18 protein-coding genes are annotated in these 21,866 nt (G+C 51.3%); 6 read left to right on the top strand and 12 right to left on the bottom strand.

Going from position 1 to position 21,866, the window contains the following annotated elements; all coding sequences use genetic code 11:
- Window positions 1–26: 26 nt before the first annotated feature.
- The 4 genes from rdgB to ACYVBJ_RS21260 form a co-directional block, all read right to left on the bottom strand.
- The gene (gene rdgB / locus ACYVBJ_RS21275) at window positions 27–605 is read right to left on the bottom strand and encodes an RdgB/HAM1 family non-canonical purine NTP pyrophosphatase (protein ID WP_460984317.1); all 579 of its coding nucleotides are present in this window, start codon (window positions 603–605) and stop codon (window positions 27–29) included.
- 59 nt (window positions 606–664) lie between these two features.
- On the bottom strand, window positions 665–1,573 hold the full coding sequence (locus ACYVBJ_RS21270; RefSeq protein ID WP_460984316.1) for an FKBP-type peptidyl-prolyl cis-trans isomerase: 909 nt from the start codon (window positions 1,571–1,573) through the stop codon (window positions 665–667).
- 244 nt (window positions 1,574–1,817) lie between these two features.
- Window positions 1,818–2,729: an FKBP-type peptidyl-prolyl cis-trans isomerase gene (locus ACYVBJ_RS21265; protein WP_460977357.1), complete on the bottom strand. Its 912-nt coding sequence runs from the start codon at window positions 2,727–2,729 to the stop codon at window positions 1,818–1,820.
- Between the two features lie 115 nt (window positions 2,730–2,844).
- Window positions 2,845–3,876 (bottom strand): DHH family phosphoesterase, encoded by a 1,032-nt coding sequence (locus tag ACYVBJ_RS21260; RefSeq protein WP_460984315.1) that lies wholly within the window; start codon window positions 3,874–3,876, stop codon window positions 2,845–2,847.
- 152 nt (window positions 3,877–4,028) lie between these two features.
- Here ACYVBJ_RS21260 and ACYVBJ_RS21255 point away from each other — a divergent pair, with 152 nt between their 5' ends.
- Window positions 4,029–4,448 (top strand): nucleoside-diphosphate kinase, encoded by a 420-nt coding sequence (locus tag ACYVBJ_RS21255; RefSeq protein ID WP_460984314.1) that lies wholly within the window; start codon window positions 4,029–4,031, stop codon window positions 4,446–4,448.
- Between the two features lie 39 nt (window positions 4,449–4,487).
- On the opposite strand, the gene nth is transcribed toward ACYVBJ_RS21255, so the two are convergent.
- From nth to ACYVBJ_RS21240, 3 genes are all read right to left on the bottom strand, one after another.
- Window positions 4,488–5,147 carry an endonuclease III gene (nth, locus tag ACYVBJ_RS21250; protein ID WP_460984313.1) on the bottom strand — a complete coding sequence of 220 codons (660 nt, stop codon included), beginning with the start codon at window positions 5,145–5,147 and terminating at the stop codon, window positions 4,488–4,490.
- An 81-nt stretch (window positions 5,148–5,228) separates the two neighbouring features.
- Window positions 5,229–5,480, bottom strand: coding sequence for a hypothetical protein (locus ACYVBJ_RS21245; protein WP_460984312.1), 252 nt, complete (start codon window positions 5,478–5,480; stop codon window positions 5,229–5,231).
- Entirely contained in the window at window positions 5,455–6,054 is a 600-nt protein-coding gene (locus ACYVBJ_RS21240) for an RNA polymerase sigma factor (RefSeq protein WP_460977362.1), read from the bottom strand. Before ACYVBJ_RS21240 ends, ACYVBJ_RS21245 begins: the two co-directional genes overlap by 26 nt.
- Before the next feature lie 528 nt (window positions 6,055–6,582).
- On the opposite strand from ACYVBJ_RS21240, the gene ACYVBJ_RS21235 reads away from it, so the two are divergent.
- A complete protein-coding gene (locus ACYVBJ_RS21235) occupies window positions 6,583–8,763 on the top strand; it encodes a tetratricopeptide repeat-containing sensor histidine kinase (protein WP_460984311.1) in 2,181 nt (726 codons plus the stop codon).
- A 4-nt stretch (window positions 8,764–8,767) separates the two neighbouring features.
- Here the strand turns inward: ACYVBJ_RS21235 and ACYVBJ_RS21230 are convergent, their stop codons facing one another.
- Window positions 8,768–9,337 (bottom strand): hypothetical protein, encoded by a 570-nt coding sequence (locus tag ACYVBJ_RS21230; RefSeq protein WP_460984310.1) that lies wholly within the window; start codon window positions 9,335–9,337, stop codon window positions 8,768–8,770.
- 224 nt (window positions 9,338–9,561) lie between these two features.
- Between ACYVBJ_RS21230 and lpdA the strand changes: the two genes are divergently transcribed.
- The 3 genes from lpdA to ACYVBJ_RS21215 all read left to right on the top strand — a co-directional run bounded on the left by lpdA (window position 9,562) and on the right by ACYVBJ_RS21215 (window position 13,514).
- A complete protein-coding gene (gene lpdA, locus ACYVBJ_RS21225) occupies window positions 9,562–10,977 on the top strand; it encodes a dihydrolipoyl dehydrogenase (RefSeq protein ID WP_460984309.1) in 1,416 nt (471 codons plus the stop codon).
- A 157-nt stretch (window positions 10,978–11,134) separates the two neighbouring features.
- Complete coding sequence (locus ACYVBJ_RS21220; protein WP_460984308.1) at window positions 11,135–12,082, top strand: carbon-nitrogen hydrolase family protein; 948 nt, start codon at window positions 11,135–11,137, stop codon at window positions 12,080–12,082.
- Between the two features lie 67 nt (window positions 12,083–12,149).
- The gene (locus tag ACYVBJ_RS21215) at window positions 12,150–13,514 is read left to right on the top strand and encodes a M28 family peptidase (RefSeq protein ID WP_460984307.1); all 1,365 of its coding nucleotides are present in this window, start codon (window positions 12,150–12,152) and stop codon (window positions 13,512–13,514) included.
- Here ACYVBJ_RS21215 and ACYVBJ_RS21210 read toward each other — a convergent pair whose 3' ends face one another.
- The 3 genes from ACYVBJ_RS21210 to ACYVBJ_RS21200 all read right to left on the bottom strand — a co-directional run bounded on the left by ACYVBJ_RS21210 (window position 13,515) and on the right by ACYVBJ_RS21200 (window position 17,732).
- Window positions 13,515–15,182, bottom strand: a complete 1,668-nt coding sequence (locus ACYVBJ_RS21210; protein WP_460984306.1) for a hypothetical protein — start codon at window positions 15,180–15,182, stop codon at window positions 13,515–13,517.
- 73 nt (window positions 15,183–15,255) lie between these two features.
- Window positions 15,256–15,762: an NADH-quinone oxidoreductase subunit C gene (locus ACYVBJ_RS21205; RefSeq protein ID WP_460984305.1), complete on the bottom strand. Its 507-nt coding sequence runs from the start codon at window positions 15,760–15,762 to the stop codon at window positions 15,256–15,258.
- Between the two features lie 29 nt (window positions 15,763–15,791).
- Window positions 15,792–17,732 (bottom strand): M1 family metallopeptidase, encoded by a 1,941-nt coding sequence (locus ACYVBJ_RS21200; protein WP_460984304.1) that lies wholly within the window; start codon window positions 17,730–17,732, stop codon window positions 15,792–15,794.
- Window positions 17,733–17,918: 186 nt separating this feature from the next.
- On the opposite strand from ACYVBJ_RS21200, the gene ACYVBJ_RS21195 reads away from it, so the two are divergent.
- Complete coding sequence (locus tag ACYVBJ_RS21195; RefSeq protein WP_460984303.1) at window positions 17,919–19,526, top strand: N-acyl-D-amino-acid deacylase family protein; 1,608 nt, start codon at window positions 17,919–17,921, stop codon at window positions 19,524–19,526.
- A 23-nt stretch (window positions 19,527–19,549) separates the two neighbouring features.
- Here the strand turns inward: ACYVBJ_RS21195 and ACYVBJ_RS21190 are convergent, their stop codons facing one another.
- A complete protein-coding gene (locus ACYVBJ_RS21190) occupies window positions 19,550–21,778 on the bottom strand; it encodes a bifunctional alpha,alpha-trehalose-phosphate synthase (UDP-forming)/trehalose-phosphatase (protein WP_460984302.1) in 2,229 nt (742 codons plus the stop codon).
- Window positions 21,779–21,866: the final 88 nt, after the last annotated feature.

Raw genomic sequence — 21,866 nt, 5'->3', positions numbered from 1 at the left:
TTCGGTTTATGGATAGTATTCGGTGATTACACGATCTGTTTTTCTAAATACTCGATCATCTTGGCCAAGGCGCGTGAGCGATGACTGATTGCGCCTTTCTCTTCAATAGTCATTTCGGCAAACGTACGGTCATGTCCGTCCGGAACAAACAGCGGGTCATAGCCAAAACCACCCGTGCCACGCGGCTCATTAAGAATCTGTCCCCCGACAACTCCTTCAAACTGGTGTTCAACGCCGTGCAGAATAAGCGTGAACACCGTTATGAACCGCGCTTTTCGGTTCGTGTGCTCGTTTAAATTAGATAGCAGCTTCTGTATGTTTTTGTCGAAATCGCGGCTTCCTGAATAAAACGCTGAATCCACGCCAGGTTCGCCGTTTAAGGCTTCTACCTCAAGACCGGAGTCATCCGCAAAGCAGGAAATACCGTAGTGCGTCCAGACGTAATCGGCTTTCTGCCGCGAGTTTCCGGGAATAGTGCCCGATGTTTCGGGCAGTTCATCCAGACAGCCAATCTCGCCGAGTGTTTTAATGGTGAACGTAGTACCGAGCCTGGCGGCTACTTCTTCCAGCTTGTGGGCGTTGTTCGTGGCAAAGCAAAGTTCCATGGATATAAAAAAGCCGTTTGCAGAGATAACTACAAACGGCTCAATAAGGGTATAAAAAGTTATTCGACTTTCGTTACTTCTATCTCAAATACCAAAGGTGCGTACGGAAGAATATTTCGAACCGGATCTTGGCTCGGGCTTCCCTGAACTCCATATCCCAAAGCTGAGGGGAAAATTAAAATTGCTTTTTCCCCAGCTCTCAGATTCGAGAGTCCGTTTTCGAAACCGGGTACGTTCCGTTTCTCGCCAATGGTAACCTTATAGCCAGTTCCGGAGTCAAACAAATTACCATTGCTGGCACGCCGACCTTTATAATTTACCGTTACGCTCTTTCCTGCCGTGATCGCGACTGAGTCAGAGGGTTGTACCAGCGTTTTGATGACCCGTATACTGTCAGTGGTTAGCGTCGTTACCGTCAGCTTATTCGTTCTAATGTAATCGTCAATTTGCTGCTTCTCATTTCTAACGCTCACAATGCGCAGGTCGTAGCGCACCGGTGAATACTGGGGTAGGAGCAGTGACCCAATCCGGCCGCCATCCAGTTGCGCTGGTACTAAAACGGAGCCTTCCTCACCGGCCCGGAGTTTAAGTATACCAGCGTACTTGCCGAGGGTAATACCGGTGGTTTGATTGCCAGCTAGAACGACCGTAGCGGGATTATCAGCTGCCATATTCGTGCTGTCGACAATCGTACCATCTAAACGCTGGGCAACAAAATGATAGCGTACCTCATCCCCTACTACAGGTGCCTGGCCTGTTGGCACTGACTTGGTCTGAACGAAATAAATACCTTCGTCCGTCTTAGTTGCTACCAGGTTATTCTGTTTAATGTACTGCTCGATCTCCGCTTCGTTTTCACGTCGCTTCCGATCGGTCAACGCTTCGCCAGGTTCCTGACAGGCTGATAATAAACTACCGGCAGCCAGCAGGCTAAATGCCCAAAGCGAAAGGGTACTTTTTAGTTTCATAGTTAGTTCTAATCGGGCCAGTAGGCAGGCCGGTTTAGTAATAGAACGTAAAACGTTGTCGTCTATGTTCGTTACGGCCTTCAAAAACAGTAATGCGTTTGTCAAAGTGTTTACCGCTTTTACTGGTAGTCCCGTAGTAACGTCACTTGTTCGATGACGTTACTACGGGACTTACAAAAGAATCCGTTCAATGATCAACAACCAGGTTCATACGGATCATGAACTTCGGTTGCCTGTATACAGCTTAGCGTCCGGGCTGAGGCATACCCATTCCGCCAGGCTGGCCCTTCTGAATATCGACTAATTCAATGTCGAACAGCAATACCGAATTTGGGGGAATGCCCTGATTGCCGCGAGGACCGTATGCCAATACAGAAGGAATAATCAGCGTTGCTTTCTCGCCTTTGTGCATTTTCATAACGCCCTCTTCCCAACCAGGAATAACCTGGCCAACTCCAATCGGGAACTGAACGGGTTTGCCACCCGCCTGCGGATTAGAGCGTGAGCTGTCGAAGACCTTACCGTCCAGCAACTTACCCGTATAGTGGACCTGCACCATATCGCCACGGTTAGGCGTAGGGCCATTACCCGCCTGCGTTACTACGTAGTAAACGCCCGACTCCGTCTTTTGCGCTTTACCCGCTAAGCCGTTTTTAGCAACGTAACCCTCAATTACCTTCGCATCAACGCCTTTTTGCTTCTCAAAATCAGCCGCCTGCGTTTTCTTGTATTCATCCTCAGTCTGTACGTTCAGGACTTTCACGGCGATACCAATATCAGTTCCTTTCTGAACGCCGGGAGGTAATGGCTGCATCGCCCGGGTGAACAGCGAATCGGCATTTACGTAAAAGGTAGCGCTATCGCCTTTGCCCAGCATCGTCAGCCCCTCTTCGTACGAGCCTTTGAACGGTGGCACCTGCAACAGCATCTGGAAGGGAGCGCCTTCTTTGTGCGTATCGCGCAGCACAGAATCTTTGTTATTGAGCAGCGTTAAGTGCAGGGTAAGAATATCGCCCACCTTTCCTTTACGGGCACCTTCCGTTTGTTCATGGATTTGGTACTTCAGGCCGTTCTGCGTCACCTCTACGCGGTTTTTACCGCAAGCCGCTACTACAGCGACGATCAAGGCGGCTTTCCCGAAATTTTTAAGGAACATAAAAAGTTAACTAGTTTTTACACGAATAAAGTTTTCAGTTGTTGCTCGTGGCAGTACGTTCAGTGGATGCATCGGTTAAGGTAATAAAGTGAACGCACCAGGCAAACAACTCGATTTATACTGTTTCCAGCAATACTTGCTGATACTGGGGTAATATGGCGAGCAATTTCTGCTCGGTTTCTGCCAGGGAAAGCTTACTGCGCCCCCCCGCTGCATTTCGATGCCCTCCTCCGCCAAAATGCGTACTGGCAAGCTCCCGCACGGAGAAGTCACCAATAGAACGGAACGACAGGCGGATTTCTTCATTCCGGTCAATTAAAATTGCGGCCATCACCACGCCTTCCACAGCTAATGCATAGTTTACCATGCCTTCTGTGTCGCCGGTTTTAGAACGAAAGCGCTTTAGTTCAGCGTCCGTCAGTGTGATGTACGCAAATTTGAACTCAGGTAAAACGTTCAGTTTTTCGTTTAATACGTAGCCCAGCAACCGGAATTTGTCGATTGATACGTTATCAAAGATTCGTCGGTGTATACTGCTGATGTCAATCTTGAGATCGACCAGATCAGCGGCCATACGATGAACGTTACCTGTCGTGTTCGAATGACGAAATGATCCGGTGTCCGTCATCAACCCCGAATATAGACACTCGGCAATAGGCTTGTCGATTTGGTCTTTATCGCCCAGATCCACAATCAGTCGATACACGAGTTCGGCAGTAGCCGCAGCACTGGGATCCCATAAGGCCAGGTCTGCGAATGATTCCGGCTCCAGATGATGATCAATCAAAATCTTACGCGCGCGTGACTGGCGTACCATAGGTGCCAGTTCACGAATCCGGTCAAGACTCGAAAAATCAAGGCAGAAAATGACATTGGCGGCTTCGAATAACTGAGCAACGGTAACGCGTACTTTTTCGTCGAACACAACCACATCTTCGTTACCTGACATCCAGTGAAGGTTTTGCGAATACTCAGTTGGTGTCACAACGGTTACGTGATGACCTTTTTTTCGGAGGTAACCCGCCAAACCCAGCGATGAGCCCATGGCATCCGCATCGGGGTTTTGGTGAGTTGTAATCAGTATGGTTTGCGCGGGGCCGCTAAGGGGCTGCCCGATAACCAGACCAATTGCATCAATGTCTTGCATACACAAACGGCCGAAGCCACAAACGAAATTCAAAAGTACGAATAATTTGGATATCAGCAGGCTTTTAAACCCGGCTGGCATTTCGGGCGAAAGTCCTTACCTTTGCGCCCGCCCTGGAGTAGGCAATTAAAATTTGGATTCAACAACCTATAATGGCAACGAACCGAACGTTCACCATGATTAAGCCCGATGCTGTAGAAGCGGGCCATACCGGAGCAATTATCAAACAGATTGAGGAAGCGGGCTTCCGGATCGTAGCAATCAAAAAAACGCAGCTGACCCCCGAACGGGCTGGTCAGTTCTACGCGGTTCACCGCGAACGACCATTCTATAATGATCTGCGTACCTACATGTCGTCGGGTGCTATTGTGCCGATGATTCTTGAGAAAGAAAACGCCGTGGCCGATTTCCGTAAGCTGATTGGTGCAACCAATCCGGCGCAGGCGGAAGAAGGCACCATTCGGAAATTATACGCCAAGTCTATCGAAGCAAACGCCATCCACGGTTCAGACTCCGATGAGAACGCTGATATAGAAGGCAATTTCTTCTTCGCAGCAACCGAGCAGTACTAGAACGTAGTACAGTGAGCAGCGTAACATTTCTTATGCTGCTCACTGCATCACTACCCGAAGACCTGTCTTCTCGTAATATTTACAAAATTCTTTCAGGGCGCAAATCTCGCATTTAGGCGATCGGGCTATACATACGTAACGGCCGTGCAGAATAAGCCAGTGGTGCGCCTTTGGTACGTGCTCTTTGGGTACATGCGCCATTAAGGCTTTTTCAACGGCCAATGGCGTAGTAGCTGTCAACGGGGCCAGTCCCAGCCGGTGAGATACCCTGAAAACGTGCGTGTCCACAGCCATTGTCGGCTCGTTGTACACAATCGACAAAATGACATGCGCTGTCTTGCGCCCAACTCCCGGTAAGGTTTGTAGCTCCTCGACGCTTGCCGGTATCTCTCCGCCAAATCGCTCCATCAACGCTCTGGCCATGCCGACCAGGTGCTTCGCTTTATTGTTCGGATAGGAAACGCTGCGGATGTACGAAAACACTTCGTCTACCGAAGCTGCGGCTAATGACTCAGGTTCAGGGAAACGGGCAAATAGGGCGGGGGAGATTTGATTGATCCGCTTGTCGGTACACTGCGCTGACAAAATCACCGCAACCAGTAACTCATACGGATTACTGAAATGGAGTTCGGTTTTCGGTTCCGGGTAATGTTGAGTGAAATACTCGATAAAACGCCGAAAACGCTCTTTCTTTTGCATGGCAAATCTGGTGCAGCACAGCAATCAGGCTGTCAAGCTTAATTGCTGTGCTACAGTAGGCAACATTAATCCACCCATCCGTTACGTATGTCGTAATCGCTTGGGTGGATTGGCCGGATGGTGTTTGGAGTAATTAAGGATAGTCTGAACTGTATTTTCACGAGGCTGACGTTCAATCCTGTTCATCAAAGCGCGTAGTTCGAGCGCTTCCAGAAAGAAGGTCATCAGTTCCGGTTCAAACATCATGGCGTCTTCAATGAGCAGATTTTCCTCAGCGGAAGTCTCTTCGTAGACGTACCGGATTACATCATCTTGGGTAAATGTTTTTATCATAACTTGGCGAACGTTTGCTCAGTTGTTTGCGCAGATTAATCAGCGCATAACGCATACGTCCCAAAGCCGTGTTAATACTGACGCCGGTCGCATCGGCAATCTCTTGGAAACTCATTTCCTCGTAGTGCCGCATGATAAGCACCTGACGCTGTTGTTCCGGCAACCGCTGAATCAATTCGCGCAAATGCTCGTGTGTTTCCTGCCGGATCTGAAGTGATTCTATCGAATCCTCCGCAAACTCAAGCGTGTTGAACACACTGCTTCCGTCCTCAAACACCACACTGGGGTAGCGTTTATCTTTTCGGAAATAGTCAATGGCCAAGTTGTGAGCGATCCGAATAATCCAAGGTAAGAATTTGCCTTCCTCGTTGTATTTACCAGATTTGAGCGTGTCTACGGCCTTTATGAACGTATCTTGCATCAAATCCTCCGCCACATACTGGTCTTTTACAATTAAGTAAATGGTGGTGTAAATCTTCGACTTATGCCGTTGCACTAATTTTGCAAAGGCCTTCTCATTACCACGGATATACAGGGAAATCAGCTCACTGTCGTTTACCTGGGCTTTTTCCATTTTTCAGTAAGACAATTAGGTAACGTAGAGCTGTGTTCCGATAGTGTGTGCGGGGGATTAAGTTTTTTGTAACTTTTGGTAATTAAGCCTTAAAAATAAGAATATTATTTACATATATGCAACTGTTGCCACAAAAAATCTGCCAAAATGCTAATATTTTTATACAATTATAGCTGAATTATTTTAGGACAACGAAAGTAATAAAAACTTCCTTAATTCTAGCTTATTCTTGGAAATTATTGTACTTACGTTTGACAGTATAGCTTGGATTCTCTTTTTGAGCCAAGCGTTTAAATGACACACAAATTTTTCGCAAAATCTTTCAGCAAGTATACCCATTATGTATTTCTGTACGCTACCATCAGGTTATTGTATTGGTAGCGGAATAACCGGATAGGCTGATTTCGTTGGAGTTATGATGCGGAAAACGACCGCTAAATTTATAAATTCTCGGGTAAGCTCTTGATTGTCTGTATATAATGATTACTTTAGAGCCTTGTATTCGCACTTGGTGACGGGAGTTGAGCTATGAGATCGTTTTGGCTTGGATTTGCTATGCTTATGTGGGGCGTTGCCTGCTGGGGGCAAGCGTATCCTACGTTACCAGAGTTGAATTTCGATCGCCGAACGGATGCCGCCTATATGGATAGCCTACTGACGCTTGGACGTACGTATCGCCAAAGCATCGAACGGCTCCCCCGGACTGCCCACAATGATACGTTACGTTTGGAAGGACTACGCTTCATGTCGCTTGTGTTCAAGCAAATGCGGGGGCAAAGCCGTGACAGCAGTTACTTCTACGCGGGTGTTTTAAAAGAGCGGGCGGTGCTCTACCACAATGTCCTGTACGCTGTACGGGCCATGATGCTTCAGGAGCATTACCTGCGTACTGTGAAAGGCGAATATCCTGAAGCACTCCGCATCAACCAGCAAGCTTCGGAAATGTGCGCCCGTTTACCCCGTGAAAGTTCTCCGCGGTGGCAGGTGCAGATGAATATGGGCGACATATACATGCTGATGAAGGAGTATGATAACGCTTTATCGAGTTACCGAAATTCGTTAACATTTCTCGGCTTCAATACGTCGCTAACGCCTAAACACAGGAAACTGCTGACGGGGCAGGCTACAGCCCAGATGGGCGAAGTGTATGAAATACAGGGGAAATATGATTTGGCGCGCCAGCAGTACGAAGCAAGTCGACTAATCGCTCTGGATGCTCGCTCGCAAATGAATGTGGCCTATGCCGATGACCGGCTGGGTGACTTTTTGATCAATCGCGGCCACCCGGATCAGGCCATCAAATTTTTTCAGGAAGGGTTAGCTGTCTGGACGCAGCTCAACGACCGCGTTGGTCAGGCCTCGGTCTGGGCGCGCCTGTCAGAATGTTATGCGCTGTTGAATCAGCCAAAACTGGCTATCGACTATGGGGAAAAAGCCATAACCATTGCCCGCCAGTCAGGATTCCTTCGCATCCGCCAGATGGTGACGCAATCCCTCTATAAAGCGTATCGGCTGGCCAATCAACCAGGTCAGGCGCTGAGTATGTACGAAGAACATATTCAGATACGTGATAGTCTGAATGCGTTGAAGCGGGTTCAGGAGTTATCGGCCTTGCAGAAGAAATATGATATAGGTCAGGTAAAAGTTCAGGCAGAAAAAGAGCGGTTGATTCAACAGCAGCAGTTACTGGATATGCGCAGGCAGGCTGAACTGGCGCGTATCCGATCGCGGGCGGAGCGGGAGCAACTAGCTGGTGAGGCCCGGATGAGCCAGCTTCAGCAGCGGATCGAAACCGAACGGTTACGGGCTGATTCCCAAAAGAGCCAGCTGGAGCACCGAGCCCGTATAAACACACTCAGTCACGATATCGAACAACAGGCCCTGATGCGGACGTTTCTGGTTGGCGGACTGGCGATGCTACTGGTTTTCGCTACGGTGTATTTTCGTAAGAGTCAGTTGATTTACCGGCAAAAACGGGAGATCGAAGCGTTTAACCGGGGGCTGGAAGATAAAGTTATCGCCCGAACAGCGGAGCTGAAGCTGGCGAACGATCAGTTACGGGCGAAAAATCGGGAAATCGAAGAGGCTTTGTTACGTGGTCAGACGCTCGAACGGAAACGAATGGCGGCTGACCTGCACGATAGTCTCGGCGGTTTGCTGGCGGCTATTAAAACCAGTTTATCGGCCTTGAATCCAGCCCGTCTATCCGAGCGCGAGCAGCTGATTTACCAGAATCTGCTCGGTATGACGAAGGAAGCCTTTGCGGAGGTACGTTACCTGTCGCATAATTTACAGCCCGATGAACTGGAGAAACAGGGGTTGTCGGAGGCTTTGACCCGATTGGTGTACAAGCTCAACCTGTCCCAAAAAACCATATTCCGGCTTGACAACGAGGAATTGCCCCGTCTGGATAAAACAACCGAGTTCAATTTGTATTCAATCTGTATCGAGTTATGCAGCAATATTCTGCGGCATTCCGAAGCGACGGAGGCCGACATTCTGTTCCGGCGGTTTGGCAGTGAGCTGAATATGATCGTAAAGGATAATGGCTGTGGCATGAATCCCGCCGATGCTACCGGCATGGGACTACGTAATATTCAGGCCCGCATGGATCTCATCAAAGGGCGTTACGAAGTTCACTCCGAAGTCGGCGAAGGCACTACGTTTATTTTTATTCTGCCCACATCGTCAGATTTGGCGACCGCCTGACGTATTACTGAACCCGGCCTTCTACCATAAACTCATTTTTGGCGAAATAAGGCAACTGCTGGAAACCGGACAGCTTGTAGTGTGCTATGCGCCATTGCTGCCCTTGGGTGGGTCCGCTCTCAAGTAATAAATGCCGTTCGGACGAATACAGCGGATTTTTTGTTTGCAAAACAGCTTCGATTCGGCGCGGCTGACGAGTGGCTGAGTCTAACTGGACACGTAGGGAACGTACCGTTAGCCGTTCTTCCGACTTCTTCAACAAATATTGATAGGTTAGCGAGTCGGGCCGCGTAATCTGGTAACTCGTGCGCAAAGCCGGTTTGTTGATATCCGCCTGGGTAAACAGTTCCAGTTCGCGGCTCCAGTTCACATCCCGGGTCGCCTGCCGATTCTGTTCCGCATTAATCAGAACGCTTTTAGAAACCAAGGGTTTCTGGGCAGATAGCTCGGCAATTTGCTTTTTCACAAAGCCAGCGACGTCATAATAAACATTTGGCTGATTCTGCTGAACGGGGTTATCACAACCCATAAGAACCCATGTAATCAGAAGGCCAAGAGGAAAAATTGCGCGCATAAAGTAAGGTGAATCAGCTCCCTGTACCTGAAGCTTTTCTGAACCACCAACACGAATTTTTGGAAATCGGTTTTGTCAATCAAATTCTGAACCAAATTTGTACCCGAAACGCTATTCATCTAGTCATTGAGTGGTCAGTATGTGGTCATTGATTGTCATTTATTGCGTAAAGCGACAACTAATGATTCGTTAATGACCCTGCATGGCTAAAACCAACATACGCAATGGAATACGATGTTATTATGATCGGTTCGGGGCCAGGGGGCTATACCGGCGCAATTCGCTGTGCTCAACTCGGACTAAAAACGGCAATTATTGAAAAATACCCTGCGCTGGGCGGCACCTGTCTGAATGTAGGCTGTATTCCCTCAAAGGCGCTGCTCGACTCCTCAGAGCATTTTTACAACGCAGCTCACACCTTCGCTCAACACGGCATCAGGCTCAACGACCTACAGGTTGATCTACATCAGATGATTGCCCGGAAGCAGGACGTAGTCGATCAGACGACAAAGGGTATTGCGTTTCTGATGAAGAAAAACAAAATTGATACGTTCTACGGGTTCGGTTCGTTTGTTGACCCACATACGATCAAAATCGCAAAGGACGACGGTTCTGAACAAACGATTACCGGCAAGAATATCATCATTGCGACTGGGTCGAAGCCGCTATCGTTTCCGTCAATGCCGATTGATAAAAAGCGGGTCATTACGTCTACAGAAGCGCTTAAGCTCGAAGAGGTACCCAAACACCTGATCATTATCGGCGCTGGTGTTATCGGCGCTGAGCTGGGTTCGGTTTATGCTCGTCTTGGTGCCAAAGTGTCGTTCGTTGAGTTTGCGGATTCGATGATTCCGACCATGGATAAAACGATGGGGAAAGAGCTTCAGCGGGCGGTGAAAAAGCTAGGCGCTGATTTTTACTTCAACCACAAAGTCACGAAAGTTGAGAACAAAGGCGAGGAGGTAGAGGTAAGCGTCGATACGCCCGATGGCCGTGGCGACGGACCGAAACAAATTACCTTAACCGGTGACTATTGCCTGGTATCAGTTGGGCGTCGGCCGTATACTGACGGGCTAAATCTGGAAGCGGCTGGCCTGAAAACCGACAACCGCGGGAAGGTTGAGGTCGATAACCACCTGCGTACAAGCGTTCCGCACATCTACGCATTAGGCGACGTAATCCGCGGGGCGATGTTAGCGCACAAAGCCGAAGAGGAAGGCACGTTCATTGCCGAAACCATCGCGGGCCAAAAGCCACACATCCATTACCGGCTCATTCCAAACGTTGTGTACACCTGGCCTGAAGTTGCGGCTGTGGGTTATACCGAAGAGGAAGTGAAACAGGAAGGCATTCCGTACAAGACCGGTTCGTTCCCCTTCAAAGCACTTGGACGGGCCCGCGCCAGCATGGACATTGATGGTTTAGTGAAGGTGTTGGCTCACAAGGAAACCGACGAAATCCTGGGTGTTCACATCATTGGTCCACGGGCGGCCGATATGATTGCCGAAGCCGTTGTGGCGATGGAGTTCCGGGCGTCGGCGGAAGACGTATCGCGGATGTCGCATGCGCACCCGACTTATACCGAAGCGTTCAAAGAAGCCTGCTTAGCCGCTACCGACAATCGGGCGATTAATATGTAGGAAAAAACGTAACGTACAGTGAATGATAGTCCCGGCTACTCAACAGTAGCCGGGTTTTTGTTTATTGGGAGTCATTTATTGCTGATATTAGCCAGCGCTTTGTTGCCGCTAAGCTCCGCCACGCGGTCGCAATTCTACCCGTAAGGTCGTTTAACGTATGGAGTTCAAAAAAGGTAAGGTTGGCGTGGTGCAGGCAACGCCAGTGCTGTTTGATATCGATAAAAGTGTTGACCTGGTCATCCAGTGGATTCGGAAAGCGGCTAACGAAGGCTGCCAGCTGCTTCTATTTCCAGAATCGTTTATCCCGTGTTATCCTCGCGGGTTAAGCTTTGATGCCGTGGTTGGGCGTCGTACCGAACGGGGACGTAACACCTGGCTGGATTATTGGGCGAATAGTATCGAGGCCAATTCGGCTCATACGGAACGGATCAGCGAAGCGGTTCGGGCGGCCCGCATGTTCGTTGCACTAGGCGTGACCGAACGGGAACCCGTTGGCGGTACGCTTTACTGCTCACTATTCTATTTTGCGCCTGACGGACGGTTTTTAGGTCAGCATCGGAAGCTGAAACCAACTGGATTAGAGCGCTTCATCTGGGGCGAAAGTGATGGCAGTACGTTGCTCAGCTTTGATTCGGACTTAGGTAAAATTGGTGGCCTGATCTGTTGGGAAAATTACATGCCTTTAGCCCGAACGGCGATGTATCAGCAGGGCATTGAGATCTATCTGGCGCCTACCGCCGATGCCAGAGAGTCCTGGCAGGCCACCATGCAGCATATTGCGTTGGAGGGCCGCTGTTACGTACTGGCTAGTAATCAGTTTGTTCGCAGATCCGATTATCCCGAGCGGTATCAGGCTGAGCTGGCCGATGAGCCAGAAATTATGAGTCGGGGTGGTAGTGTCATCCTATCGCCCATGGGTGAAATCCTGGCTGGCCCCCTTTGGGGTCAGGAGGGCTTGCTCACCGCCGAGTTGGATTTTGCCGTATTGGCGAAAAGTAAGCTGGACTTCGATTCCGTGGGACACTACGCCCGACCTGACGTATTCCAGTTGAACGTAACGAAGCAACCACCGCTTCAAAAAGTTTTGGGTAAAAGTGGGGGTTAACCGGTGTACGTAAGCGCAGGAATACATTTTGGTTATCTTGCTCACTTAACGCCTACAACCGCCAATCATGAAGAAAACAATTACCTTTCTCTTTAGCCTGATCGTAGGCTATAGTTACGCCCAGAATACCGATTCAGTCACCATCCGTAAAATTTACAACGAAGCGCTGGCCAACGGCAAATCGTACGAATGGCTTCGTTATCTCACTAAGCAGATCGGGCCGCGACTGAGTGGCTCTACGGGGGCGCAAAAAGCCGTTGACTGGACTAAGCAGGTGATGGAGCAGCAAGGGTTTGACCGCGTATTTCTGCAGGAGGTGATGGTACCGCATTGGGTACGGGGCGCTAAAGAAGAAGCGTTTATTCGGGTTGGCAAGCAAAAGATGACGGTGCCGATAGCCGCCCTGGGTGGGTCAGTAGCGACGAGTGCGAAAGGTGTGGAAGCGGACGTGATCGAGGTGAAAAACTTCCCTGAACTCCGGGCGCTGGGTGCGGAGAAAGTGAAGGGTAAGATCGTTTTTTTCAACCGGCCGATGGACCCGACTAAGCTTAATACGTTCGAAGCGTACGGTGGGGCCGTAGACCAGCGGGCCAATGGAGCAACGGAGGCTGCTAAGCTCGGAGCGGTTGGCGTAATTGTCCGCTCGATGACGAACGTACACGACGACAATCCACACACAGGTGGTATGCGCTACGGAACGGGCGTTCCGCTGATTCCGGCAGCAGCTATCAGTACGAACGGCGCTGATTTGCTCAGCAAGTCGTTGCAGGAGAACCCAAACCTGACTTTCTTTTTCAAACAGAACTGCGAAACCCTGCCCGATGCCAAATCCCATAACGTAGTGGGCGAGATTAAGGGTAGTGAAAAACCCGATGAAATCATTGTCGTTGGCGGACACTTAGACTCCTGGGATTTGGCAGAGGGCGCGCACGACGATGGCTCAGGCTGCGTTCAGTCGATTGAAGTATTACGTATCATGAAAACGTTAGGCATTAAGCCGAAGCGTACCATTCGGGTCGTGATGTTCATGAATGAAGAGAACGGCCTGCGGGGTGGTGTAAAGTATGCCGATCTGGCGAAGGCAAACGGAGAAAAGCACATTGCCGCGGTTGAATCGGATGAAGGCGGGTTTACGCCCCGTGGTTTTGGCATCGTGGGAACAGCCGCTCAACGGTCGAAGGTCGAGCCGTGGAAGCCCCTGCTCGCTCCGTACGGACTTACTGACATCGGCGCGGGCAGCGGTGGCGCAGACATCGGGCCACTTGCTGCGTTAGGTACGGTTCTGTTTGGCTTTAAACCTGACTCACAACGATACTTCGATTATCACCACACGGCTGTTGATCGGTTCGAGGCTGTCAGTCAGCGTGAGCTTGAGCTGGGCGCAGCCTCTATGGCCGCGTTGGTGTATCTGTTAGATCAGTACGGGTTGTAATCAGTACAGATTTTTATCAATCAGCTTTTTTGCATCATCGAACGCGCTCGGCAAGGGCGCGTTTCGTTTTACAATCTTACCAACCCGGTTGACCACGGTGGCTGATACTTCGGTATCAGGACGTAATCGTTGAATGGCATCGCTTAACTGGTCCGTAGTTAGTAACAGATGGTCGCCTGAGAGATTGTAACGAGTAGCGATTTCGGGCCATAACAGCTTGTCGGTGTCGGGCATGGGCAGATACACCAGCGCGAAATTACGGGGGCTATAGGCGTTGCGTAGTCGTTGGGCATCAAGAGCCGCCTGTCGGCCACCTTCCTCCGTCGGTAGCGTCATTAGCAGATAGATTACTTTGCCCCGGTTCGCATTAATGACCTGATCGATCAGGTCAGACCCACTGTCCGTATTGTCGCGGGTGACAAACACACCCGGCGAAATTTCCAGAGCTGATGCTGTATTGCCTGCTTTTCTAAGCGTTTCGGTAGCTGCCCGGATACGTGTACTGTCCTTTACTTCCAGCCGGTACAGCTCATTCAACGATTGAGCCAGGGCCGGGTCGGTCACCTGGGGTCGGGCGTAGTTGTACAGCAACTTGGCAAAGTCGAGCGTTAAGCCGGGTAACGTATTCGCTAACACATAGGCGGTAAGGTAAGGGGTAGCGGCAGATCCAAAGTTGGTTCGGGTGCGCCGAATGATATTTTCGTAGTTGACCAGCCGCTGAAGCGTATCGTTCGAGCGCCGTATTAGTCCCTCAAAAAACCGCAGATCGGAGCCTTTCGCGCTATTAGATTCGACAAACCCTTCTAGTCGAGCCCGGTCCGTACTCGTCAGATTCCGGCCGTAACGTAACAGTAAGGCCGCCAGTCGGTCCACGGCCACCCCTTCGTTCGACGAGTTTTGCTGGGTGCTGGATTTGTACTGGATAGCGTAATTGGCAAACTGGTTCATGGCCGAAGCGCGCGCTGCGGTCAGAAGCTGGTCGTTGGGCGGACGTAGTGAATCGTTGAGCGAAGTAGGTAATTTCTGGTCTTCGTAGAGCGCTTTTTCGTAGAGAAAAGCAGCCGCTCCGTATTGATTGGTAGAGCCTACCCAGCGTGTTACCAGCGGAAACGGTTTCTCTACACCGGCAAAGGCCCGAAACGGTTTCTGATAGGCAGTCAGCAACAGCCGATAAGCATCCACGTTGTTCCGGCCTTCAACCAGGCTTGTCAGTTTTTTGCCGTCGGGGTTGTCTTTAAAGGAAGCTTCGAATGCTTTGTAACGCGCAAACTGCTGGTTTACCTGGGCATTGACCCCGCTAAACTGAAAAGGAACAGCTGCCGTAAAGAGCGAATCAGCGTTCAGATCGATACATAGTGTACCCGGCGCGGCCAGAAACGCCGTTGAGATACGCCCGTAATTAAAATACATTTCTTCCTGCGCATAAATCAAGGGTAAAGCGACCCGAAACGTACCGTCTACGTTTAACGGGGCCGGACGTACTAATTCGCGGCTGGCTTGCAGGATATTATTCCGGCTGATAAGTACCGTCGGTGACTCGCGGTACAGTCGGGCCGACAGGTTTCGGATTCGGCCCGTAACGACAACCGAGTCAGTTTGAGCATACGTAGCCGTGAGCAGGCTGAGTTGGACGGATAAAATTAGACAGGTACGTAACAGACAGTGCATGAAAAGGCGGCAGTTGGTCTTGAAGCCATAACAAATGAAACAACAAAACGGCTAACGGCAAACTGCGCGGGGCTTACTTGGTTTTGATGCCGTGGTATTGGTCTTCCTCTTTATAATCGGTACGTAACGGATGCCCTACCCAGTCGGTTGGCAGCAGAATCCGGCGAAGGTCAGGGTGCCCCTCGAACTGAATGCCGACTAAATCGAAGGCTTCGCGCTCATGCCAGTCGGCTGTTCGCCAGATGTGGGCTACGCTCGGAACCGATGGGAGCGAAGCGCTTCCCGTGTTCCGGGACACCACAACTTTCATCATCAGGTTGTGCTCGTAAGGAATTGAGGTGAGGTTATAGACGACCTCCATCGTGTTGGCTTTCGGCGAATCTCCGCTGGGGCCATTGTCAATAGCTGTAACGCACGCCAATAAATCAAAAAATAACCGTTCGTCGTCGCGTAAGAACTGGCAAATCGCGACCAGGTGCTCGGTGGGAACAGTCAGGTACGGCTGTGGATTCTGCGTATTGGCTGGCAGCTCTACCGCGAATTCATTGTTGAGTACGGTATGGAGTTCGGTAAAAGTCATTTGAATTATCGGGTATAGTAAGCCGCAGTTTACGCTAACCAGGCCAGCCACTGCATCCAGGTTTGGACCCAGAACAAAAACTTCGTCGCAAATTTAGCCGCTGGAACCGAGGATGGACGTAACGTCAGGCTATTGTTGTTAAAGTTAACGTCCATGTAGATTTTCTGCTTCGGATCGACCTGCGCCCAAACGGCTTTGGCTTTCGTTTTGATAGTAAACATTTGCTGCCGCGATTTCCCGTCCCAGTGCAGGGTCTGTTCGCTGCCATTCTCGAAACGTACGACCACGTCTACCGGCATCTGTCCGTTGCCCCTGCGCTCCACCGTAACCGTCGTTTGATCGGATCGATTGCGAACAGATGTTAACGCGTAATCGATAACCTGATCGCCGTAAAGCACCTGGTCGAAAAACCAGTTCATGTTCGGGCCGTACTTAGCGCCGAGCCGCTTTGGCACAATTTCGTTGACGATAGCGATAAAGTTTTCACCGTTTGGGTGCCTGAACCGCCAGCGGATGAAGTAGGTCTGCATGATCTCGTCCATTACCCGCCGACCGACCAGCCCTTCCAGCGTCCGCATCCAGGTGGCAGTTTTCGAGTAGGTCAAGACCCCATACTGGCCAGGTGCGAGCTGCCACGTATTGCCGAACGACGTACCGATTGCGGGATTGTCCTGATGAACGTAGCTATCGCGGGAGCTTTCCAGATCGCCCATTCGGTAGCCAAACAAGTCGATCTGCGACGAGCGAGCGCCGTAGGTTTCGTCCATGATCCGGCCTTCGTAATACTGGTTAAATCCTTCGTCGAGCCAGGCTTCTTCAAATTCATTCGAGGCTAGTAGCTGCATGAAATACTGGTGCCCAAATTCATGAACCGTTACCTGCTCCGGAAAGCGAGCGCCTTCGGGCAAAAACGAAACGGTTCCGGCGGTGATGAACGTTGGGTATTCCATGCCGGCTGAGCCGTCCGCGTGAAACGGTGGGTCCACGATGGTCAGGTTGGGGAAAGGGTACGTGCCGAGGTGTTTATCAAAATACGTTAAAGCCGCTTTGGCCGCGTCGAGGTGACGCTGGGCCTGGTGCAGATGTTCGGGCTGCATCAGAAGCTCGATGCTGACTGTCCCGCCTGCTGGGCGTTTCCAGTTGTCGTCAACAACCTGAAAATGAGGTGAGGCTGTCCAGGCGAAATCGACGACATCTTCGGCGTGGTAGAGAATCGTTTTGGTGCCGTTCGCGTGCAGCTTCTCCGACTGGAACAAGCCCGTAGCGCTTACCCAGTATTCCTTTGGGGCGGTGATATTTACGTCATATACGCCGTAGTCAGCGTAAAATTCGGAGTGCGCGTGAAACTGATGACAATTCCACTGCCCGGTTTTCGCGTACCGCGTACCGGCCGGTTCATACACGCCAATCTTGGGAAACCACTGACCGACCAGAAAGTAATCGCGGCTGAAGCCAGTACGGGCAAAAATCTTGGGCAGTTTGGCCTGAAACGTAATGTCGAGCACAATGGTCTCTCCCGGCCCGACGGGCTTGTCGAGCGGTACGCGGATCACCGTCCGATCTTTTTTATTGCCGTCGTCGGGTTGGATAAACTGGTACGCCAGCGCCTGGCCGTTGCGTTGTTTCATGGAGACAACATCAATGGAGCCATACGGATTGTCTTTTGCAGTACGGTCGATTTCGGTACCCCGGAGCTGCCCGCCCGATTCGCGCATAAACGTCGATTTCTCATCGCGGAAGGCGTTGAGGTACAAGTGAAACTGTAGCTCCTGAATTACGTCGTTCGAGGGGTTCCGCCAGGTGAGCGTCTCTTTGCCCGTGAGTTTTTTCGTGATCGGGTCGAGCGTTACGTCTATCCGGTAATTCGCCAGCCGGGGGCTAAGTGGCTGCGGAAAGATCGACTTTGGAGCCTGGCTAAGCCCCCTTACGGCAAAACTAAAGAACAGTAAAAAAAGCAGTGGTTGTCTCATCGTAAGTTTCCCGGAAACCGGCCGCTGGCCAGCCAGTCAGTCAAAGATACACCTTATTCGGTCACGCACTCCGGTCTGATTGAACGTAGGGGCCAGGTACCGCTCTTCCTGCCGGGCGTTTTGTTCTAACCGGAAAAACAGGCATATTGATCAGGTATTTACCTATTATTCGACAACCTGAACATCATGAAACAGTCTCTCCGTTTGCTGCTCTTTTGCTCACTTTTGCCCGCTCTGGCAACTGCCCAGCCTTACGACCTGATAATTAAGAACGGGCGTGTAGTAGATGGCACTGGAAATCCCTGGGTACGGGCCGACGTCGCCATTCGTAATGGACGTATCGTTCAGATAGGAAAACTGCGCTCGGCCGACGCGACGCGGATTATTGATGCCAACGGATTGATTGTGGCCCCCGGCTTCATCGACGTACATGCGCACGTTGAGGGGGATCTGGAAACGCAGCCGGGTGCGCCTAACTTTACCCACGACGGCGTAACGACCCTAATCACCGGTAATTGCGGCAGCTCGGGCACCAACTTTAGGCGCTATTTCGATACGTTACGCGCCCAGGGTATATCGATTAATCTAGGGTCGCTGATCGGGCATAATTCGGTGCGGCTGAAGGTGATGAAAACGGCATTTCGTGAGCCAACGGCCCGTGAGCAGGCCGACATGGAAACGATCGTACAGCAGGCTATGCAGGACGGAGCGGTTGGATTGTCGACGGGGCTGATTTATACGCCCGGTACGTATGCCCGCACGCCCGAGATTGTGAATCTGGCGAAAGTGGCGTCCCGGTACGGGGGTGTTTATGCATCGCACATTCGGAACGAAGGACAGGAAGTGAAACAGGCCATTGAAGAAGCCATTCAGATCAGTCGCGAAGCCAACATTCCAGTCGAGATTTCTCACTTCAAAGTGGCCAGCAAGCTTTTATGGGGGAACAGTACGGAGACGATCGAGTTGGTCGAAGCGGCCCGGCGCGAAGGACTGGACGTAACGGTAGACCAGTACCCATACACGGCATCCAGTACGTCGCTGGCCAGCATCCTTCCGTCGTGGGCGCTGGCCGATGGCGATTCGGCGGTGCTGGCCCGTTTTCGTGACCCGGCTACGCGGACCAAAATTCGGACGGAGATGCTGGAAAGCCTCAAGAAAAATCTGCGCAAAAACTACGACTACGCGGTGGTGGCCAGCTACCGGGCCGATACTACGTTCAATGGGTTGAGCATTACGCAGATCAACCAGAAACTAGGCCGGAAAAATACCGCAACTGCCGAAGCTGATCTGGTAATGGAACTCATGGAGCGGGCCGACATGAAACGCATCCAGATGGTGTACCATACCATGTCCGAAACCGACGTTGAAAACATCCTGCGGTATCCGAATACAATGATTGCTTCGGATGCGGGGGTGGCCAAATTTGGGTCGGGTATGCCGCATCCGCGTGCGTATGGTACCAACGCCAGGGTGCTGGGTCGTTACGTTCGGGAGCGAAAGGTAATTCCGCTGGAGGAGGCCATCCGGCGCATGACTTCACTACCCGCTCAGCGATTTCACCTGACCGACCGCGGGCTGTTACGTCCGGGCTATGCGGCTGATCTTGTCCTCTTCGACGAAAAAACCGTTGCGGACAAAGCGACCTACGAACAGCCTCATGCCTACACAACGGGTATTTCGTGGGTGCTCGTTAACGGAACACCGGTTATTGAAGAAGGCAAACACACGGGTCAGCGTCCCGGCCAGTTACTGATGGGACCGGGCTACGTTGCCAGCCTGGCTGGCAACAAATAACAGGCGACTGGGGCTGAACTGCGTTATCCAATACGTGGTGATTCGACCAGCGCTTCGCTTAAGCGCTGCAAAAGAATTTCTACGTCGCGCTGGCGGGCAAGTCGATAGCGCGCGAACGACGTACCGGGACCCACTTTGATCGTGTAGGCTGAGTTCGGCAGCTGCCGGAACATGTCTTCGTCGGTGGTATCGTCGCCAATACTGACGATAAAATCGTACGTGGCCTGTTCGTAGAGGCTGCTGGTAACGGTGCCTTTGCTGTGCAGGGCGGGCTTCACTTCAATGACTTTGCTGCCCTGAATAACGGTCAGGGGCGTTGATGAAGACAGAGCCCGCAACTGATTGGCTAATTCAATGGACTGCCCCTCAACGTCGTCGCTTTGAACCCGGCGGTAGTGCCAGGCAATCGCCGTTTCCTTCGCTTCGACAAACGAGTCGGGGAAACGGTCGACGTACTGGTTAAACAGCGAACGTACTGATTCGACCCAGTCATCGGTCGATAGGTCGAGCCGCTGCCAGTCCTGATCCGGCCTTTTCAGAAAGGCACCATGTTCGGCGACTAACTGGATGGGAATGTTGACAAAGGTTTGCTCCAGAAACACCCGGTTCCGACCGCTGATGACCACGATGTCGCTGCTTTCGGCGAGCCGGAGCAGCGACTGCCGGGTGGTTTCTGAGAGACGAGCTTCGGCGGGGTCATTGACAATAGGGGCCAGCGTACCGTCGAAATCGAATAAGAGCAGGCGCTGTTGGGCGTTCTCAAATTCAGTCGTGAATGAGGGCAGGGGAAGGTCCGTTTCTACCTGGCGCTGGTTGTTCAGCGTAGCATCAACGGCGCTCAGGAAGTCGTGGCTCCACCGGAATACGTTATGGTTTTGCAGGTACTCCCGCATGATTTTCATCCGTCGTTCCTGCTCGGCCGGACTCATGTCCAGCGCCTGCCGGATCGCCGAGGATACTTCCTGGCTGTCCGTTGGGTTGATGATGAGTGAGTCGGTTAGCTCCTGGGCAGCTCCCGCCAGTTCGCTAAGAATCAATACGCCCCGGTTGTCCTGTCGGCTGGCGATAAACTCTTTACAAACCAGGTTCATACCGTCCCGGATGGGCGTAATCAACGCTACGTCGCAGGCTGTATACAGGGCCAGCAGTTCGGGAAACGGCAGGGACATGTACGAATAAACGATGGGCCGCCAGCCGATGCTGCCGAACAAGCCGTTAATACGTCCGATGGTTTCGTCAATCTCGCGTTTCAGTTCCTGATAATGGCCAATCTTATCCCGAGATGGTACCACCGTGATAACAAACGTAACGCGGTTGTGCCATTCTGGATTTTCGATCAGAAAGCGTTCGTAGCCCTGTAGTCGGTAGATAATACCTTTCGTGTAATCGAGCCGGTCCACAGAGAAAATGATCCGGTTCTGCCGAAGCAAATCCTGATACCGATTTCGGATGTCAATAACTTCGCTGGTCTGAGCGCCTTCGTTGAACTTATTAAAGTCAACGCTGATCGGAAACGCCTTAACCGTTACGGAGCGATCGGGTAGAACCACCCGTTGGTTTATGGTAGGCAGGGCCAGCACTTCCGAAACGCTATTGATAAAATGCTGCGCATAGTCGGCCGTGTGAAAGCCGACAACATCGGCCCCCAATACGCCACTGATGAGCGCCTGCCGCCAGGTTCGGGGAAGCAGCTTGATAATCTCGTAGGTCGGAAACGGAATATGAAAAAAGTAGCCGATGGTTGCGTCAGGAACGGCCTGACGGAGCATATCGGGCAACAGCATTAGTTGAAAGTCGTGAATCCAGACCAGATCGCCCGGTTCGAGTGCCGCCGTAATCTCTTGCAGAAACTGCGTGTTGGCCTGCTGGTAGCAATCATAATCGCTGTCTCGAAACGACGCGTAGGTCGGAAAGTAATGAAACAGAGGCCAGATAAGGTCATTGGAAAAACCTTCGTAAAACCCCTTGTTGATGGCTTCGTCGATGAAAACCGGGTGGGCTACGAAGCTTTCGTTCTCGAACAATGACCGATCAACCTCTTTCAAAGACGGGTCTGCCTGACCGACCCAGTGGATCTTGGGCGTTGTCCCGTCGGGCGACTGGCCCATCTGCTCAGCCATGGACAGTACCGCCGAGACCAGGCCACCGGCGTTCTGAACCAATTCAATTCCACCGAAAGTCTGCTTGATAGTAAACGGTAAACGATAGGCAACGATGACTAAACGATTGTAGCTATGTTTTGAAACACTCATATCGGATAAACCTTCCATAACGCAATAAGGCTGGATGTAAAGTTCGTTCTCACAACTTAGACGGGACTTAAACAAATCTTAGAAAGCC

The organism is Spirosoma fluminis (assembly GCF_054778895.1).
The sequence above is the reverse complement of the archived record's forward strand: the minus strand, read 5'-3'. Positions and strand labels throughout refer to the sequence as shown.